Origin of the sequence: Arthrobacter phoenicis, assembly GCF_047238215.1 — a bacterium.
In the GTDB taxonomy this organism is placed as follows: Bacteria; Actinomycetota; Actinomycetes; order Actinomycetales; family Micrococcaceae; genus Arthrobacter.
This window is the reverse complement of record NZ_JBDFMK010000001.1, coordinates 883,907-901,777: the sequence shown is the minus strand read 5'-3', so window position 1 is coordinate 901,777 and position 17,871 is coordinate 883,907. Positions and strand designations below refer to the sequence as shown.

At 69.6% G+C, this 17,871-nt stretch carries 14 protein-coding genes; 7 read left to right on the top strand and 7 right to left on the bottom strand.

Features of this window, described 5'->3' with window-relative positions; genetic code table 11:
- Window positions 1-41 precede the first annotated feature (41 nt).
- From ABC337_RS03955 to ABC337_RS03930, 6 genes are all read right to left on the bottom strand, one after another.
- Window positions 42-893 carry an HpcH/HpaI aldolase family protein gene (locus ABC337_RS03955; protein WP_412882271.1) on the bottom strand — a complete coding sequence of 284 codons (852 nt, stop codon included), beginning with the start codon at window positions 891-893 and terminating at the stop codon, window positions 42-44.
- Window positions 878-1,663, bottom strand: a complete 786-nt coding sequence (gene hpaH, locus ABC337_RS03950) for a 2-oxo-hept-4-ene-1,7-dioate hydratase (RefSeq protein WP_412882272.1) — start codon at window positions 1,661-1,663, stop codon at window positions 878-880. The genes ABC337_RS03955 and hpaH overlap by 16 nt, the downstream gene beginning before the upstream one ends.
- 2 nt (window positions 1,664-1,665) lie before the next feature.
- Window positions 1,666-2,751 (bottom strand): 3,4-dihydroxyphenylacetate 2,3-dioxygenase, encoded by a 1,086-nt coding sequence (gene hpaD, locus ABC337_RS03945; RefSeq protein ID WP_412882273.1) that lies wholly within the window; start codon window positions 2,749-2,751, stop codon window positions 1,666-1,668.
- A 90-nt stretch (window positions 2,752-2,841) separates the two neighbouring features.
- On the bottom strand, window positions 2,842-4,377 hold the full coding sequence (hpaE, locus tag ABC337_RS03940; protein WP_412882274.1) for a 5-carboxymethyl-2-hydroxymuconate semialdehyde dehydrogenase: 1,536 nt from the start codon (window positions 4,375-4,377) through the stop codon (window positions 2,842-2,844).
- Between the two features lie 36 nt (window positions 4,378-4,413).
- Window positions 4,414-5,094: a GntR family transcriptional regulator gene (locus ABC337_RS03935; RefSeq protein ID WP_412882275.1), complete on the bottom strand. Its 681-nt coding sequence runs from the start codon at window positions 5,092-5,094 to the stop codon at window positions 4,414-4,416.
- Entirely contained in the window at window positions 5,087-6,568 is a 1,482-nt protein-coding gene (locus ABC337_RS03930; protein ID WP_412882276.1) for a fumarylacetoacetate hydrolase family protein, read from the bottom strand. The genes ABC337_RS03935 and ABC337_RS03930 overlap by 8 nt, the downstream gene beginning before the upstream one ends.
- Before the next feature lie 239 nt (window positions 6,569-6,807).
- Here ABC337_RS03930 and ABC337_RS03925 point away from each other — a divergent pair, with 239 nt between their 5' ends.
- Window positions 6,808-8,709: an FAD-binding monooxygenase gene (locus tag ABC337_RS03925; RefSeq protein ID WP_412882277.1), complete on the top strand. Its 1,902-nt coding sequence runs from the start codon at window positions 6,808-6,810 to the stop codon at window positions 8,707-8,709.
- 197 nt (window positions 8,710-8,906) lie between these two features.
- Entirely contained in the window at window positions 8,907-9,140 is a 234-nt protein-coding gene (locus ABC337_RS03920; protein ID WP_364138655.1) for a hypothetical protein, read from the top strand.
- Between the two features lie 74 nt (window positions 9,141-9,214).
- On the opposite strand, the gene ABC337_RS03915 is transcribed toward ABC337_RS03920, so the two are convergent.
- Entirely contained in the window at window positions 9,215-10,744 is a 1,530-nt protein-coding gene (locus ABC337_RS03915) for a sodium:solute symporter family protein (protein WP_412882278.1), read from the bottom strand.
- Window positions 10,745-11,014: 270 nt separating this feature from the next.
- On the opposite strand from ABC337_RS03915, the gene ABC337_RS03910 reads away from it, so the two are divergent.
- From ABC337_RS03910 to ABC337_RS03890, 5 genes are all read left to right on the top strand, one after another.
- On the top strand, window positions 11,015-11,590 hold the full coding sequence (locus ABC337_RS03910; RefSeq protein ID WP_412882279.1) for a helix-turn-helix domain-containing protein: 576 nt from the start codon (window positions 11,015-11,017) through the stop codon (window positions 11,588-11,590).
- A gap of 632 nt (window positions 11,591-12,222) precedes the next feature.
- Window positions 12,223-13,314, top strand: coding sequence for an agmatinase (gene speB / locus ABC337_RS03905; protein WP_412882280.1), 1,092 nt, complete (start codon window positions 12,223-12,225; stop codon window positions 13,312-13,314).
- The gene (locus ABC337_RS03900; protein ID WP_412882281.1) at window positions 13,311-14,975 is read left to right on the top strand and encodes a thiamine pyrophosphate-binding protein; all 1,665 of its coding nucleotides are present in this window, start codon (window positions 13,311-13,313) and stop codon (window positions 14,973-14,975) included. Before speB ends, ABC337_RS03900 begins: the two co-directional genes overlap by 4 nt.
- 196 nt (window positions 14,976-15,171) lie before the next feature.
- Complete coding sequence (locus tag ABC337_RS03895; RefSeq protein ID WP_290258649.1) at window positions 15,172-15,657, top strand: MarR family winged helix-turn-helix transcriptional regulator; 486 nt, start codon at window positions 15,172-15,174, stop codon at window positions 15,655-15,657.
- 4 nt (window positions 15,658-15,661) lie between these two features.
- The gene (locus ABC337_RS03890) at window positions 15,662-17,800 is read left to right on the top strand and encodes an MFS transporter (RefSeq protein WP_412882282.1); all 2,139 of its coding nucleotides are present in this window, start codon (window positions 15,662-15,664) and stop codon (window positions 17,798-17,800) included.
- Window positions 17,801-17,871 lie beyond the last annotated feature (71 nt).

Genomic DNA, 17,871 nt, shown 5'->3' with positions numbered 1-17,871 from the left:
CCGCCGTAAAATCGCGGGCTCCGACGGCCCCTCCGGGAGGGTCAGTAGCTGGCCGTCCCGCGGCCCGCAGCGGCGCCGTCGTCCGCCTCCGTTTTTCCTTCGGACGAGCCGTCCGCGCAGAACCGGGCGGCGAGTGCTTCGGAACCCCGGGCCAGGAGCGCGACGTCGGCGCCCACCAGGATGAACGCGGCGCCGGCCGCCCGGTAGCGGTCCGCCGTCGCCGGGGTGAAGGCGTTGACGCCGGCGGGTTTCCCTGCCTCCCGTGCCGCGGTCAGGCAGCGCTCGACGGCGGCGACGACGTCGGGGTGTTCCTGCTGTCCGAGCAGCCCCATCGAGGCGGCGAGGTCCGAGGGGCCCAGGAAGATGGCATCCACGCCGTCGATGGCGAGGATGTCCGCCACCGCGTCGACGGCGGCGGTTGACTCGATCTGGACCGTGACGCTGATGGTTTCCCCGGCCCGGGCGAGGTAGTCCGGAACCCGGTTCCAGCGGGCGGCGCGGGCCAAGGCGGACCCCACCCCGCGGACCCCCTGCGGCGGGTAGCGCGTGGCGGCCACCGCAGCTTCGGCCTCCGCCGCGGAGTTGACCATGGGAATCAGCAGGTTCTGCACGCCCAGGTCCAGATACTGCTTGATCAGGACGGTGTCGTTGACCGGCGGCCGGACCATGGTGTGGACCGGGTAGCCGTGGATGGCCTGCAGCTGGGCCAGGATGGATTCCAGCCCGTTGGGGCTGTGCTCGGCGTCCACCAGCAGCCAGTCCAGGCCGGACCCGGCGCAGAGTTCGGCGATCAGCGGGCTGCCGGAGCAGACCCACATGCCCGCCAGCGGCCGGGTGCCCTCGGCCCGGCGGTGGAGGGCATCGCGGAAGGTTTCTTCTAGTCGAAACGGCATGTCACGGCTCCCAGCGGTCCGTAGTCGGCGTGGACGGTGTCGCCCCGGTAGACCCAGAGCGGGCGGGTGAAGGAACCGGCCAGGATGATGTCCCCGGCTTCCAGGGCGTCCCCGTGGGCGGCGATCTTGTTCGCCAGCCAGTGCACCCCGTTGGCCGGGTGGTCCAGGACGCCGGCGGCGACTCCGGTTTCCTCGACGGTCTGGTTCTTGTAGAGGATGGCGGAGACCCAGCGAAGGTCGACGTCGCCCGGCTTCACCGGGTTCCCACCCACCACCATGGCGCCCATCGCGGCGTTGTCCGCGATGGTGTCCACGATGGTACGTCCCTCCATCTCGATCCGGGAGTCCAGGATCTCCAGTGCCGGGACCACGTATTCGGTGGCCCGCAGGACGTCGAAGAGCGTCACGCCGGGGCCCTTGAGTCCGTCCTTGAGTACGAATGCGAGCTCCACCTCCACCCGCGGGTGGGTGTACCGGTCCCAGGGCACGGAGCAGCCGGTCTCCAGCACCATGTCATCGAAGATCGCGCCGTAGTCCGGTTCGGTGATGCCGGTGGCGGCCTGCATCGCCTTGGAGGTCAGGCCGATCTTCCGGCCTACCAGGGTCCGCCCGGCGTCTTCGTTCCGGCGCCGCCAGAGCCGCTGCACGGCGTAGGAGTCCTCCACCGTCATCTCCGGGTAGCGGGCCGTCAGCCGGGGCACGGGGGTGCGGGTCCGGCCGGCGTCGACCAGTTCGTCTGCGATCGCCTCGATCGCCTCCTGCTCCATCATGGTCAGAGCTGCGCGCCGAGCTTGAACCCGGTCCGGTCGCCCTCGGGGGAGCCGTCCTTGCGGGTGTAGGAGAAGCCGTCCGCGCCGACCGTGACGGCCATCTCGGAGGCGTCGGTGCGCTCGATGACCGGCTGCGGGTTGCCGTCCAGGTCCAGGACCAGGGAGGCCTCGGTGTACCAGGACGGGACCACGGGGTTGCCCCACCAGTCGCGGCGCTGGTTGTCGTGCACGTCCCAGGTGACGGTGGGGTTGTCCGGGTCGCCGGTGTAGTAGTCCTGGGTGTAGATCTCGATCCGGTGCCCGTCCGGGTCCAGGATGTAGAGGTAGAAGGCGTTGGAGACGCCGTGCCGGCCGGGGCCGCGTTCGATCCGGTCGCTGATCCGCAGGGCGCCCATCTTGTCGCAGATCTGGATGATGTTGTGCTTCTCGTGGGTGGCGAACGCGACGTGGTGCATGCGCGGGCCGTTGCCGCCGGTCAGGGCGGTGTCGTGCACGGTCTGCTTGCGGTGCATCCAGGCGGCGTAGGTGACGCCGTCGGAGTCCTTGATGTCCTCGGAGACCCGGAAGCCCAGGTCCTCCAGGTACTTCCGGCCGCGGGGGACGTCCGGGGTGACCTGGTTGAAGTGGTCCAGGCGCACCAATTCGCCGGCGGAGTACAGGTCGTAGCGCTGGGTGAGGCGCTCCACGTGCTCCACCTCGTAGAAGAACTCGTAGGGGAATCCCAGCGGGTCCTCGACCCGGACGGCGTCGCCGATGCCCTTGGTGAAGCCCTCCTTGCGGCGCTCCACCCGGCAGCCGAGCTCCCGGTAGTAGGCCTCGGCGGCGTCCACCTCGGCGGGGGACTTCACCCGGTAGGCGAAGGCGGCGACGGCGGCCACGGGTCCCTTGCGCAGCACCAGGTTGTGGTGGATGAACTCCTCGAGGGAGCGCAGGTAGATGGCGTTCTCGTCTTCCTCGGTCACGTGCAGGCCGAGCAGGTCCACATAGAAGGCGCGGGACGCGGCGAGGTCGGTGACCACGATCTCCATGTAGGCGCAGCGGACGATGTCCGGCGCCGGGAAGGTGGGGGTGGGGATGAAGTCGGTCATGGGAGTCTCTCTTCGTTGAAAGGTGGGGGCGGGCCCAACTGACTGGCAGCTCGGGCCGTTATGGGGCCCGAAAACGGCCTCAGCTGCGAGTCAGTTGGGCTGGCCGCCGAACTTGGGCGTGTGAACCTTGCCGAGGGTGATGTGGACGGCCTGCTGGTCGGTGTAGAAGTCGATCGAGCGGTAGCCGCCCTCGTGGCCCAGCCCGGAGGCCTTGACCCCGCCGAAGGGGGTGCGCAGGTCGCGGACGTTGTGGCTGTTGAGCCAGACCATGCCGGCCTCGACGCTCTGCGAGAAGGTGTGCGCGCGGGTCAGGTTCTGGGTCCAGATGTAAGCGGCGAGGCCGTACTTGGTGTTGTTGGCCAGGGCGAGGGCCTCCTCGTCCGTGTCGAACGGGGTGATCGCGACGACGGGGCCGAAGATCTCCTCCTGGAAGATCCGAGCATCGGGGGCGACGTCGGCGAACACGGTCGGGGCGATGTAGTTGCTGTTGTCCAGGCCCTCGGGGAGGTTCTCCGGGCGGCCGCCGCCGGCCAGCAGCCGGCCCTCGGACTTGCCGATCTCGACGTAGGAGGCCACCTTCGCGTAGTGCTCGGGGTGAACCAGCGCGCCCACCTCGGTCCGGGGGTCCTGCGGGTCGCCGACGACGATGTTCTTCGCCCGGGCGGCGTACTTTTGGCAGAACTCCTCGTAGATGGGGCGTTCGACCAGGATCCGGGATCCGGCGGTGCAGCGCTCGCCGTTGAGGGAGAAGACGCCGAACAGGGCGGAGTCGATCGCGGCGTCCAGGTCGGCGTCGGCGAAGACAACGCAGGGGGACTTGCCGCCGAGCTCCATCGAGAGGCCCTTGAGGTTCTCCGCCGCGTTTCGGAAGATCGTCTGGCCGGTGGTGGTCTCGCCGGTGAAGGAGATCAGCGGCACGTCCGGGTGCTTGACCAGCGCGTCCCCGGCCTCCTCGCCCAGGCCGTTGACCAGGTTGAAGACGCCGTCCGGGAGGCCTGCGTCCTTGAAGATCGTGGCCCAGAGGGAGGCCGAAAGCGGGGTGAACTCGGCCGGCTTGAGCACCACCGTGTTGCCGGTGGCCAGGGCCGGGGCCAGCTTCCAGGACTCAAGCATGAACGGGGTGTTCCACGGGGTGATCAGGCCGGCGACGCCGATCGGCTTGCGGTTGACGTAGTTGATCTGGGCGCCGGGGACCTTCATGGCGTCGTCGAACTGGGCGACGATCAGGTCCGCGAAGAAGCGGAAGTTCTCGGCCGCGCGGAGGGCCTGGCCCTTGGCCTGGGTGATCGGCAGGCCGGTGTCGAAGGTTTCCAGCTCGGCGAGCCGGGCCTCCTGGGCCTCGACGGCGTCGGCGATCCTGTTCAGCACCCGGGCGCGCTCGCGGGGCTTCATCGTCGGCCAGGGGCCGTTGGTGAACGCCTCGCGGGCGGCGGCGACGGCGAGGTCGATGTCCTCCTTCTGGCCGGCGGCCGCGGTGGCGTAGGTCTGGTTGGAGGCCGGGTCCAGGACATCGAAGGTCTTCCCGGACACGGAGTCAACGAACCGGCCGTTGATGTAGTGCTGGATGGTGGTGGGGAGGTCCTCCGGCACGTGCCGGGTGACGGTGGTTTCTGCAGGAGTCGTCATCGTTGAAGTCCTATCTGGTGATCGGTGGTCAGTCAGTCAGTGGTTGGTCTGGGCGAGGTAGGCGTCCAGGGTGGCGCTGCGGTGCCGGCGGGCGGATTTCTCGATCTCGTCGGGATCGGCGGCGTCCTCGATCAGCCGCAGCAGCGCCTCGTGCTCCTCGACCGATTCGCTGGCCCGGCCGGGGACGAAGCGGAACGTGGAGGACCGGAGCGCGGCCAGCCGGTTCCAGCCCCGGTGCACAAGGTCCAGGATGTGCGGGTTGGGGCAGTGTTCGAACAGGACGCTGTGGAAGTCCTGGTTCAGCCGGGTGAACCGGACCGGGTCAAAATGCCGCAGGCACTCGCGCATCTCGGCGTTGACCGCCCGCGCCCGGGCCACGTCAGCGGCGCCGATCAGGGGAGCGGAGAGCGCGGTCGCCGCGCCCTCCACGATGCTGAGGGTCTGCATGGTGTAGAGGTACTCGGTGGGGTCGATCCCGGCGACGGTGGCGCCGATGTTCCGCTCGAACGTCACCAGTCCCTCGGCCTCGAGCCGCCGGATCGCCTCCCGGACCGGGACCACGCTGACGCCCAGGTCCTTGGCGATGGCGCCGAGCACCAGCCGGTAGCCGGGGGAGTAGCTGCCGTCCACGATCCTGGCCTTGACCGCGTCGTAGGCCAGCTGGGACTTGCTGGCGGCACCCGTTGATGCGGTGCCTGGTGTTGCGGTCTCAGTCACGGGGCCGCTCCGCGTCCCAGGCTTCGTACTTCGCCCGCCACGCGGCGTCGAGCGGGTAGAGGCCGTCCACGCTGTGGCCCTGGGCCACCATCTCGGCGATGAAGGCTTCCTCGCGTTCCTGGGCGATGGAGTCTTCCGCCAGTTCCGCGGCGAGGGCCGGCGGGATCACCAGGATGCCGTCGGCGTCGGCGACGATGATGTCCCCGGGCTGGACGGTGGTGCCGCCGCAGGCGATGGTGATGTCCGTGTCCCAGGGGACGTGGCGGCGGCCCAGGACGGCCGGGTGCGGGTTGGCGAAATAGGTGGGCATGTCCAGGGCGGCGACGGCGGAGAGGTCGCGGACGCCGCCGTCGGTGATGATGGCGGCCGCGCCGCGGACCTGGGCACGGAGGGCCAGGATGTCCCCGACCGTGCCGGTGCCCTTCTCGCCGCGGGCCTCCATGACCAGGATCTCGCCGTCGTTGACGGTGTCGATGGCGCGCTTCTGGGCGTTGAAGCCGCCGCCGTGGGTCTTGAACAGGTCCTCCCGGTTGGGCACATAGCGCAGGGTCCGGGCCAGGCCCACGATCCGCTTCCCGGGGCGGGTGGACTGGAGCCCGTCGATGCTGACATTGTTCAGGCCGCGCTTGCGCAGCTGGGAGGACAGGGTGGCGGTACAGACGCTCTCCAGTTTCGCCTTCAGTTCCGCCGGAAGGGACTGCGCCGTCCCTGTGGCCGGGCTCTCGGCGGCGGGGAGGCCGGCCGCCGCGCGGGAGCCGTAGGCCTCCTCGCGCTGGGTGTCGTCGGCCTTGGGGCCGGCGCCGAAGTCGGCGAACGGCGTCGTTCCCTCGGTCACCGTGGTCCGCAGCCGGCCGGTGCTGTGCGCACCGCTACTGACCTCGACCTCGACGACGTCGCCGGGCCGCGCTACGGAGGCGCCGGCGGGGGTGCCGGTGAGGATGATGTCGCCCTCCTGCAGCGTGAGCAGCTGGGACAGGTCCGCGACCAGCCGGGCGAAGGGGAAGAGCAGGTCCCCGGTGGTGTCGTCCTGGACCAGTTCGCCGTTGTGCCAGGTGCGGATCCGCAGCCCGGCGGGGTCGACGGCGTCGGCGGGGATCAGGGCCGGGCCCACCGGGGTGAACCCGTCCCCGCCCTTGGAGCGGAGGTTGGAGCCCTTGTCCGCGTAGCGCAGGTCATAGACGCCGAGGTCGTTGCTGGCGGTCACCGCGGCGACGTAGCTCCAGGCGTCCCCGATGCCGACGCGGCGGGCGTCCTTGCCGATCACCAGGGCCACCTCGCCCTCGAAGCCGAGCAGTTCGCAGCCGGCGGGACGTTCGACGCTTGAGCCGGAGAGGGCCAGGGAGGACGATGGCTTCAGGAAGTAAGAGGGCTGCTCCGGCGTGCGGCCGCGCTGGGCGGCCCGGCTGGGGTAATTGAGGTGGACCGCAATGACCTTCCGTGCCGCGGCCAGGGTGTGGTCGGTAACCTGTTCCAAGAGCTACTCCTCATCGAGTACGAAATCGTATACGATCACTGTCCCCCGGCGGTGGGACTCTGTCAACCCCGTCCCGGCGGGATATTTCGGGCCACTTGTAAGCTGCGTCATACCTGCCGTACAGTCGATGAGCAGGCATAAACGTTCTATTATCGAACGCAAAATTCTATTATCGAACACATCGGGCCGCGCATCCGGCGCCCGAAACCCAACGCCACACAACGAAGTGAGGACAGCCCGTGCATTTCCACCACCACGGATACGTTTCCGGTGACCCGCGGGTCCAGCCCGCCGCCGGCGTCGGCCTCGACCGCCCCGACGAGCTGCCCGACCGGATGGACGTGCTGATCGTCGGTACCGGTCCCGCCGGCATGCTGGCCGCCGCGCAGCTCGCCCAGTTCCCCGGTGTCAGCACCCGCATCATCGAACGCCGCCCGGGCCGCCTCGCCATCGGCCAGGCCGACGGCATCCAGGCACGCAGTGTCGAGACGTTCCAGGCCTTCGGCTTCGCCGAGCGGATCATCGCCGAGGCGTACCGGATCACCGAGATGGCGTTTTGGAAGCCGGACCCGGCCGACCCCTCCCGGATCGTCCGCTCCGCCCGCGCCCTGGACGACCCCGCCGGCATCAGCGAATTCCCGCACCTGATCGTCAACCAGGCCCGCGTCCTGGACTACTTCGCCGAGTTCATGGCCAACTCCCCGGCCCGGATGCGGCCGGACTACGGCTGGGACTTCGTCCGCCTCGAGGTGGGGGAGGGCGACTACCCCGTCGCCGTCACCCTCACCCGCACCGCCGGGCCCGACGCCGGCACCGAGCGCACCGTCCGGGCCAAGTACGTCGTCGGCGCCGACGGCGCCCGCAGCCGCGTCCGCGACTCGATCGGCTGCACCATGGCCGGGGACAAGGCCAACCACGCCTGGGGCGTCATGGACGTGCTGGCCAACACCGACTTCCCGGACATCCGCACCAAGTGCGCCATCACCTCAGGCTCCGGCGGCAGCATCCTGCTGATCCCGCGCGAGGGCGGCCACCTGTTCCGCATGTACGTGGACCTGGGCGTGGTCCCCGAGGGCGACGCCGGCGCCGTCCGGCAGACCAGCATCGAGCAGATCATCGCCAAGGCCAACGCCATCATCCACCCCTACACGCTGGACGTGCGCAACGTCGCCTGGCACAGCGTCTACGAGGTGGGCCACCGGCTCACCGACCGGTTCGACGACGTCGTCCCCGCGGACCGCGGGACCCGCACCCCGCGGGTGTTCATCACCGGCGACGCCTGCCACACCCACAGCGCCAAAGCCGGTCAGGGCATGAACGTCTCCATGCAGGACGGCTTCAACATCGGCTGGAAGCTGGGCCACGTGCTTGAGGGACGCAGCCCGGAGGACCTGCTGGCGACCTATTCGGCCGAGCGCCAGGTGGTGGCGAAGAACCTCATCGACTTCGACAAGGAATGGTCCACCCTGATGGCCAAGAAGCCGGAGGAGTTCAACAGCCCCTCCGAGCTGGAGGACTTCTACGTCAGCACCGCCGAATTCCCGGCCGGCTTCATGACCCAGTACGCCCCGTCCATCCTGATCGGCGAGCCGGCGCACCAGGACCTCGCCGCCGGGTTCCCGATCGGCAAGCGCTTCAAGTCCGCGCCCGTGGTGCGGGTCTGCGACACCAACCCCCTGCACCTGGGCCACCAGGCCACGGCGGACGGCCGGTGGCGGGTCTACGTCTTCGCGGATCCCGCCGTAGCGGGCATCCCCTCGCCCACCACGGACCTGGCGGCCTGGCTGGCCCGGGCCCCGGAATCGCCCGTGGCCGCGACGCCCGAAGGCCTGGACCGGGATGCCTGGTTCGACGTCAAGGTCATCTACCAGCAGCCCCACACGGAGGTGGACATCACCGCCGTCCCGGACGTGTTCAAGCCCCAGGTCGGCCCCTTCGCGCTGACCTACCTGGAGAAGGTCTACGGCACGGACCCGGCCGCGGACATCTTCGACCTGCGCGGCATCAGCCGGGACGGCGCCGTCGTCGTGGTCCGGCCGGACCAGTACGTCGCCACGGTGCTGCCGCTGACGGCGACGGCGGAACTCGCCGCCTTCTTCGCCCCGCTCCTTCCCCGGCAGTCGGCGCTTCCGGTCTCCTAAGAGCAGCGTCCGACGCACAGTCCCGCGAACCGCCGCCGGCGCCCCAAGGCACCGGCGGCGTTTCCTTGACCGGAAGCGCGGCCGGTGTTCGAATGAAAACGCCAGGCGGGATTCCCGGCAGGCCCGCCAGGCGCCCCCGTAAACGGGAGCGGAGCAACCGCACACCGCTGCCAGCCCAAGCGCACGGAGGTCGCACCATGGACAACACCGGATCACAGGCCGCCCGGCCGTCGAGGGACTCCGTCGAGTCCGACCCCGACTACGACTTCGCCGACGACGCCCCGGTCGAGGACTCGGAGACCGTCGAGGAGGAGCTGTTGGAGGAGGCCGACCAGCGCCTGCCGCTGGACACGGAGGACTTCCTGGGTGAGGACCAGCCCGTCGGGTCGCCGGACGCGGACGAGTTCCGCGGCCCCGAGGATGGCGGATAACCCCGGCCCCCACACAACACGACGGCGGCGCCACCAAGGGAGGCGCCGCCGTCGTTCTTAGTCCGGGCGGACCGTTAGTGCGTGAGAACCGGGACCTCGTCCGGCTCCTGCTCCGCCGAACCGCCGGCGACCCGCTGCTGCCACGAGCGCATCACGGCGGCGTCGGTCGGCTTGGTCAGCAGCGAGACCGCCACGTAGACCAGCGCCGAAGCGATCAGGCCGTAGTAGATCGGTTCGTTGGCGTAGATGCCGTCCAGCGGGACCTCGGCGTTGATCTCGAGGATGATCATGGTGCCGAGGGTGATGACCGATCCCACGGCCATGGACGCAGCGGCGGCAATACCGGTGCCGCGCTTCCAGACCAAGCCGCCCAGGATCGCCACCAGCAGGCCGCCGACCAGGATGTCGTAGGCGATGGTGAGCGCGGCGACGACGTCCTTGGTGATGATCGCGATGACGATCGCCACGACGCCCAGGCCCAGGACCCAGATGCGGTTGGCCTTGACGTCGTGCTCCGGGTTGTCCGTGTCGTCGGTGTTGACGGTCTTGCCGAACCAGCCGGCGACGAAGGGCACGACGTCGGCGCGGGCCACGGTGGCCGCGGCGATCAGTGCGCCGGAAGCGGTGGACATCATTGCGGCGACGGCGGCGGCGAGCACCAGGCCGCCGATGCCGATCGGCAGCAGGTTGGTGGCGACCTCCGCGTAGACCACGTCCTTGCCGAGGGCCTTGACATCGATGGCGGGCAGGGCCACGCGGGCGCCCAGGCCGATCAGGGCGCCGGCGGCACCGTAGAGGATGCAGTAGAGGCCGGCCGTCGAACCGCCCCAGCGGGCGACGGAGGGGGTCTTGGCCGTGAACACGCGTTGCCAGATGTCCTGGCCGATCAGCAGGCCAAGGGTGTAGACGACGAAGTAGGTGATGATCGTCTGGGTGCCGATGCCGTCGATCTGGAAGAAGCTGGCGTCCACGCGGCTGCGGATGCCGTCCAGGCCGCCCGCGGCGTTCAGGGTGAACGGGAGCATGAGCAGGAAGATGCCGACCGTCTTGATCACGAACTGGACCTGGTCCGCCAGGGTGATGGACCACATGCCGCCGATCGTGGAGTAGACCAGCACGATCGCGCCGCCGACGGCGATCGCGAGCGCCCGGTCCCAGCCGAAGAGCACCACGAAGATGGTGGCGTAGGCGCCGGTGGAGGTGGCGCAGAGCATCAGCGTGTAGGCCAGCATGACGATTCCCGAGGCCTGGGTGGCGCGGCTTCCGTAGCGCAGGGTCAGCATCTGGGAGACGGTGTAGATCTTCAGCTTCTGGATGGTCCCGGCGAAGAGGAGGCTCAGCAGCAGGACGCCGGCGCCGATCGCCACCACCAGCCACATGCCGGAGATGCCGAACTTGTAGCCCAGGCCCACGCCGCCGACGGTGGAGGCGCCGCCCAGGACGACGGCGGCCATGGTGCCGGTGTAGAGGAAGGGTCCGAGCCGGCGGCCGGCCACGAGGAAGTCGCTGTTGTTTTTGGTGCGGGACTTGCCCCACCAGCCGAACGCCAGCATGGCGATCAGGTACACCACCACGATGGCGATGTTGAGGAATTGTGCATCCATAAAGGCTCCTTGGAGCGGTTGTGGCAGCCCGCGGGCCGGCCGCGGCACTGCGAAGCGGCCGCCGGATCTGCTGGACGGAAGAACATGCGGAGGGTGCGAGGTGTAACGTTCATTGCCAAATAGGCAACACCTGTTGCCAAACGCTAGGTTGTGATGGTGCTTACAGTCAACCTGTGAACGCCGTGTGTCCCAGCGGGGAACGGCCTCGGGGCAACGGCTAGGATTGGCACCAATGCTGGGGCCGCGCGGCCGGCCGTGAAAGGTTCCCATATGAAGGCTCTCCCTGTTGAACCGAGCAACGTTCCGGTTGCCATCGGCTCCAGAATCCGCGCCGCGCGGCAGTCCCAGCGGCTCACCATCGAACAGGTAGCCGACGCCACCGGCCTGACCAAGGGCTTCCTGAGCCGGGTGGAGCGGGACCTGACCTCCCCGTCGGTGAGCTCCCTGGTGACGCTGTGCCAGGTCCTCTCCATCTCCATCGGCGACCTCTTCGCCGCGCCGGAGACGCACCTGACCCGTCGGGGGGAGGGCCCGCGGATCTCCTTGGGCGGCGAGGGGATCGTGGAGCGGCTGCTCACGGCCCGGTCGGAGCGGCGGCTGCAGATCATCCAGGCCGTGATCGAACCCCGCGGCCGCGGCGAGTCCGAGCTGTACGCCGTGGACTGCGACGTCGACGTCCTGCACGTGGTCAAGGGCAGCATTCGGCTGGTCCTGACCAACGAGGCCTTCGACCTGGAGGCCGGCGACACCGTCACCTTCCCCGGCCGCGAGCCGCATACCTGGATCAACCCCACCGACGAACCCGTCGAGGTGCTCTGGGTTCTGGTCCCCGCCGCCAGCCAGTAGCTCCTTTCCCCGTACGTTCCTGCCCGCTCACCTCCGCCCCGCCGTGGCCGTGGTTGCAGGCCAGATGATGGCTGTCCGGTGCCACGCGGAGCCAGAGCCCGTAGTGGGCCGCGGCGCTCGCGCAGGTCACCCGGGCATCGTTGAGGACAGCGGCGAGGAACTCCGGGCGGCAGTCCGGGAGGGCAAAAATGCCCCGCCGCGGTTGCCGGATGAGTGCGGCCAGCCGCGCAACATCCCGCCGGGAGTAGCCCGCGGCCAGCAGTTGCCCGGTCCGGGCCACGCCGCCGAGCTGAGACAGATAGGTGAGCGGATCCATGGGACCCAGTCCAGGCCCGAACGGGGCTGCCCGGAACGGGGGAGCGGGCCTATCTGGACAACTCCGGAGGGAAATTCGCCCGGCTAGGCGTGCGTTCCTCCCCGGTTACCCCAGCGGCCACCCGATCCCGCCCGGGCCGATCCGCGGAATGACGGGGGTCCCGCCGGCTGAACTTGAGCGCGGGCCGGAGTAACCGGGGAGGAACGCGCGGGCTCCCCGGACCCAACGATCGGAAGTAAACAACAGGTGCGCAGGAGGCAACTTCAAGTGTATGATGGCAGTCACATCCACCCCGTATCCAGAAGGAGACGCCCGCTTGGAAGAGTTGCGCATCGAGGCCAACGGAAACCTTGGCCCCATCGATTCCGCCCGTATCCCCCGGTACGCCGGCGCGGCCACCTTTGCCCGCCTGCCCCGCCTCGACCAGGTGGCCAAGGCGGACGTCACTGTGGTGGGCGTGCCCTTCGACTCCGGGGTGTCCTACCGGCCCGGCGCCCGCTTCGGCGCCAACCACGTCCGCGAGGCCAGTCGCCTGCTGCGCCCCTACAACCCGGCCTGGGACGTCAGCCCCTTCGAGAACCTCCAGGTGGCCGACGCCGGCGACATGGCGGTCAACCCGTTCAACATCAACGAGGCCATCGAGTCCATCCAGCAGAACGCACTGGACCTGACCGCCGCCGGCAGCAAGCTGCTGACCCTCGGCGGAGACCACACCATCGCCCTGCCGCTGCTCCGCGCCGCCGCCGAACGCGCCGGCCAGCCCGTGGCCATGCTTCACTTCGACGCCCACCTGGACACCTGGGACACCTACTTCGGCGCCGAATACACCCACGGCACCCCCTTCCGCCGCGCCGTCGAGGAGGGCATCCTCGACACCGAGGCGATCAGCCACATCGGCACCCGCGGCCCGCTCTACGGCAAGAAGGACCTTGACGACGACCACCGCTTCGGCTTCGGCATCGTCACCTCCGCCGACGTCTACTACCAGGGCGTGCTGGAAACCGTCGCCAAGGTCCGCGACCGGATCGGCAACCGCCCGCTCTACATCTCCGTCGACATCGACGTCCTCGACCCGGCCCACGCCCCCGGCACCGGCACCCCGGAAGCCGGCGGCCTCACCAGCCGCGAACTGATCGAGATCATTCGCGGCTTCCGCGGCATGAACCTCGTGGGCGCCGACGTCGTCGAGGTCGCCCCGGCCTACGACCACGCGGACATCACCGGCGTCGCCGGCAGCCACGTCGTCTACGAACTGGTCACCCTGATGGCGGACAACGCGGCCGACGGCGGTCCGACGTCGGGCAACGGCTACGCGGCGCAGGCGCTGGGCCGCGAAAACCGCCGCCCGGCCGGCTTCGCCGCCGCTCCCGCCCAGGCCCCGGCCGCATCGGCGGAGGCAGCCCGATGAGCGGCGTGCGCAACGGCGGCGACCTCGTCGTCGAAACCCTGGAAGCGCTCGGCGCCAAGACCGTCTTCGGCATCCCCGGCCAGCACGCCCTGGGCCTATTCGACGCCATGGGCCGCGGCAACCTCCAGTTCGTCTCCTCCCGGGTGGAAAACAACTCCGCCTTCGCCGCGGACGGCTACTCCCGCGCCACCGGTGAGGTCGGCGTGCTCTTCCTCTCCACCGGCCCCGGCGCACTGACCTCCCTGGCCGGCCTGCAGGAGGCCTACGCCACCGGCGTGCCGATGGTCGTGGTGGCCAGCCAGATCCCGCTCGAGGGACTCGGTGCCCGGCGTAAGGGCATGCTGCACCAGCTCGATGACCAAAAGGCCTCCGCCGCCAACGTCACCAAGAGCCAGCGCCTGATCCAACACGCCTCCGGCATCCCCTCGGCCATTCAGGACGCCTGGACCGAGGCCATCTCCTCCCCGCAGGGCCCGGTCTGGATCGAAATCCCACAGAACGTGCTGCTTGACCCGATCATGGTGCCCCCTGTGGAGGACGCCCTCGCCGAGGCCGCCGATAACCCGCCCCGGGTGGAGCTGGTCCGCGAGGCCGTGAAATGGCTCGAGGACGCCAAGCGCCCGGCCATCATCGCCGGCGGCGGCACCCGCCGCGGCCACGCCGAGAAGTCCCTGCTGTCCCTGGCCGAGAAGCTCCGCGCCCCGGTGATCTGCACCCCCGGCGGCAACGGCGCCTTCCCCTGGACCCACGAACTCTCGCTGCAGTCCTGGATCGAAGACCAGCACATGACCGAGCTGCTCGAGGACGCCGACGTGCTAATCGTCATCGGCTCCTCCCTGGGCGAGGTCACCTCCAACTACTTCACCTTCGAGCCGCGCGGCCGGATCATCCAGATCGACGCCGAACCCCGCGTGCTCGAATCGAACCGGCCGGGTCTCGGCATCCGCGCCGACGCCGGCCAGGCCCTTGCCGCCCTCGACGAAGCGCTGCTCGAACCGCACGGGGAACGCGCCGACTGGCACGGCACCCCGCCGGAAACCCTGGTCAAGGACACCCTCGCCAAGGTCCGTGCCCGGCTGGAGTCCCAGGACCTCGGCAAGGAACTGCAGTTCATGGCGGACATCCGCGAGGCGGTGCCCGCCACCATGCAGACCTTCTGGGACATGACCATCTCCGCCTACTGGGCCTGGAGCTGCTGGGACGCCCGCGAGGGCCAGTTCCACTCCGCGCAGGGCGCCGGCGGCCTGGGCTTCGGCTTCCCCGCAGCAATCGGCGGGGCGGTGGGCCTCGAGACGACGGGGCAGTCCGGCGCCTCGGCCCGGGTCCTGGCAGTCTCCGGTGACGGCTCGGCGATGTACTCCATCTCCGAGCTCGCCACGGCCAAGCAGCACAACGTCCCGGTCACCTGGCTGATCGTCGACGACGGCGGCTACGGCATCCTGCGCGAGTACATGGTGGGCGCCTTCGGCAAGGCCACGGCCACCGAGCTTGCGCGGCCGGACTTCGTCAAGCTCGCCGAGGCGTTCGGCGTTCCCGCGGTCCGGGTGGCCCCCGAGGACGTGGGGGAGGCGCTGAAGGCGGGCTTCGCCGCGGACGGCCCCAACGTCGTCGTCGTCGAAACCCTGCTCAAGATGTTCGCCCCGACCCACCTGGACGTCTAAACACCCGACCTCTAAAAACCCGACGTCAAAAAACCGTAGTACGAAAGGCCCCAATCCGCCCGGATCGGGGCCTTTCGCCGTATCCGGACGACCCCGGGCAAGTCTCGCGAGGCCACCCAGGAACGCCCTTAGTTTCCCAAAGCAATCAATTTCATGTATTGTTGCTTCGGGCAAGCAAATAAGGGGGCATCCTCATATGTCAGTCGCATCGACCACTGCAGCCAAGTTGGTCCACCACATTTTTGATCTTCAGCGCGCCGTCCGGTGCGTTGCCGCCGCAAGCCTGCGTGGTGACGATACCGGCGTCGCGCTTCAGGGCGTCCTCCGCTTCGTGGGGGAGGGCGAGACCCGAGCCACCCACTTGGCGGAACGGCTCGGCGTCAGCGCCCCGGTCCTCAGCCGGCACCTCTCGGAGCTGGTCGACCACGGCTACGTCGTGCGCCGGCCCGATCCCGAGGACGGCCGCGCCCAGCTGGTGGCGCTGTCCCCGGCCGGCGTGGAGAAGCTCCGCGTCATCGAGGAACACCGGGCGGCCAGCCTGCAGTCCCTGTTGCAGGACTGGAGCGAGGACGACGTCGAAGAGACCGCCCGCTCACTGAAAAAACTTGCCGAGTCCCTTCGGAACTCGGCCCGGGCAAAGACGGCCGGATCCACCGATACCACCACCTTTGTTGAGGAGTAAAGATATGGCCAGTCACGCAGCGGCCGCCGGGCCATCCCCGACAGCCACGCAGAATCCCCAGCCCGCACCGCAGGTGGTGATGTCGCACCGCCAGATCATGGAGGCCCTCACCGGCCTGCTGGCAGCGTTCTTCACCGCGATCATCAGCAGCACCATCGTCGCGAATGCCCTGCCGACCATCATGTCGGAGCTCAAGGGCACCCAGACCGACTTCGCCTGGGTGATCACGGCCGCGCTGCTGGCCAACGCGGCCACCACCCCCATCTGGGGCAAGCTCGCGGACCTCTTCGACAAGAAGTTCCTGGTCCAGCTGAGCATCGTCGTCTTCGTCGCCGGCTCCGTGATGGCGGGCTTCTCGCAGACCATCCCGTTCCTGCTCACGGCCCGCGTCATCCAGGGCATCGCCATGGGTGGCCTCACCGCGCTCGCCCAGGCCATCATCGGCTCGATGATCCCCCCGCGTGACCGCGGCAAGTACTCCGGTTACATGGGCGCCGTCATGGCCGTCGGCACCGCGGGCGGCCCGCTCCTGGGCGGCTTCATCGTGGACAGCCCGCTGGGCTGGCGCTGGACCTTCTTTGTCTGCGTCCCGCTCGCCATCATCGCCCTGATCCTGCTGCAGATCACGCTGAAGCTCCCGCACGTCAAGCGTCCCGCCAAGATCGACTGGCTGGGCTCGATCCTGCTCACCTCCGGCGTCAGCCTGCTGCTGATCTGGGTCTCCTTCGCCGGCAACCCGGACTACTACGACTGGTGGTCCTGGCAGACGGTCGCCATGGTCGGCGGCGGCATCGCCCTCCTGGCCCTGCTGGTCTTCGTCGAAGGCCGCGTCGCGCAGCCGGTCATCCCGCTCAAGATCATCTCCGAGCGCACCACCGCCCTGGCCATCCTGGCCTCCGTCGCCGTCGGCGTCGCGATGTTCGGTTCCTCCGCGTTCCTGGGCCAGTACTACCAGGTGGCCCGCGGCGCCAGCCCCACCGAGGCCGGCCTGCTGACCCTGCCGATGATTGCCGGCAACTTGATCGGCTCGGTCCTCTCCGGCCAGCTGATCAGCCGCACCGGCAAGTGGAAGCGCTACCTGATCGCCGGTTCCATCCTGCTGATCGGCGGCCTGGGCCTCGCCGGCACCATCGACCACACCACCGACCTCTGGATCACCGGCCTCTACACCGCGGTCCTCGGCCTCGGCCTGGGCCTGCTGATGCAGAACCTGGTCCTCGCCGTCCAGAACACCGTCCGGGCCACGGACATCGGGACCGCCAGCGCCTCGGTCGCGTTCTTCCGCTCCGTCGGCGGCGCGATCGGCGTGTCCGTCCTCGGCGCCGTCCTGGGCAACCGGGTCAAGGAACTCGCCACCCAGGGCCTGGCCGCAGCCGGGATCCCCGTCCAGGGCGGCTCCTCCGGCGGCAGCCTGGACCTCAAAGACCTGCCCCCGCAGATCCGCGACATCATGCGCGCCGCCTACGGTGACGCCACGGCGGAAATCTTCATGATCTCGGCGATCGTGGGCATCCTGGCGCTGGTTTCGGTCCTGTTCATCAAGGAGAAGCCGCTGCGCCGCACCGTGGACGTCCAGGCCGAGCCCGCCGCCCAGACCGCGGCGTCCGGAGCGATCACCGGTTCCGGCGCGGACATCGACGCCGGGGCTGCCGCCCACGCCGTCGCCGCGCACGGTTCTGCCGTCCAGGGTTCCGCCGAGCCGGGCACGGACACCACCCCTACCGGGATCGTGGACCTGGACCGCGAGTTCATCGAGGTCCTGAGCCGGCAACGCAACGGCGGAACCCGGTTCCCCGCCGCGGCCCGCGAGCAGGGCCCGGCCGACGACGCCGACGCCCGCGCCGAGCGTGAGGGCGCCCGCCTCCGGTCCCGGACCATGGTGGCGGACGCGAAGGCCGACGACGCCGACGTGCTCCAGCTGCTCATGCAGACCCAGCGGTTGCTGGCCGAGCAGCAGGTCCAGCTCGCTGATGCCCTGCGAGCGGTGCACGACCAGGCCGCCGAGCAGCGCGCCATCGCCGCCGAACAGGCCCGTGTGGCCGAGCAGCTCACCACGCTCCGCCGCCAGCTGGCCAAGGAACGGAAGCTGCAGCGCGCCGCCGCGGACTACATCGCCACGCACGGCCGGCACCGCGGCGAATAGCCCCGCGCACCGCCCGGCGTCGCAGCTCGGATCCGACGGCCCCGTACCTTCCCGCGAGGGGAGGTGCGGGG

Excerpts from the sequence above, each read along its gene's own strand:
- ABC337_RS03895 (WP_290258649.1), top strand. The coding sequence starts at position 15,172 with ATGTCAGTCGCATCGACCACTGCAGCCAAGTTGGTCCACCACATTTTT.
- ABC337_RS03955 (WP_412882271.1), bottom strand. The coding sequence starts at position 893 with ATGCCGTTTCGACTAGAAGAAACCTTCCGCGATGCCCTCCACCGCCGG.
- hpaD (WP_412882273.1), bottom strand. The coding sequence starts at position 2,751 with ATGACCGACTTCATCCCCACCCCCACCTTCCCGGCGCCGGACATCGTC.
- ABC337_RS03910 (WP_412882279.1), top strand. The coding sequence starts at position 11,015 with ATGAAGGCTCTCCCTGTTGAACCGAGCAACGTTCCGGTTGCCATCGGC.
- ABC337_RS03890 (WP_412882282.1), top strand. The coding sequence starts at position 15,662 with ATGGCCAGTCACGCAGCGGCCGCCGGGCCATCCCCGACAGCCACGCAG.
- ABC337_RS03900 (WP_412882281.1), top strand. The coding sequence starts at position 13,311 with ATGAGCGGCGTGCGCAACGGCGGCGACCTCGTCGTCGAAACCCTGGAA.
- ABC337_RS03915 (WP_412882278.1), bottom strand. The coding sequence starts at position 10,744 with ATGGATGCACAATTCCTCAACATCGCCATCGTGGTGGTGTACCTGATC.
- ABC337_RS03920 (WP_364138655.1), top strand. The coding sequence starts at position 8,907 with ATGGACAACACCGGATCACAGGCCGCCCGGCCGTCGAGGGACTCCGTC.
- hpaH (WP_412882272.1), bottom strand. The coding sequence starts at position 1,663 with ATGATGGAGCAGGAGGCGATCGAGGCGATCGCAGACGAACTGGTCGAC.
- hpaE (WP_412882274.1), bottom strand. The coding sequence starts at position 4,377 with ATGACGACTCCTGCAGAAACCACCGTCACCCGGCACGTGCCGGAGGAC.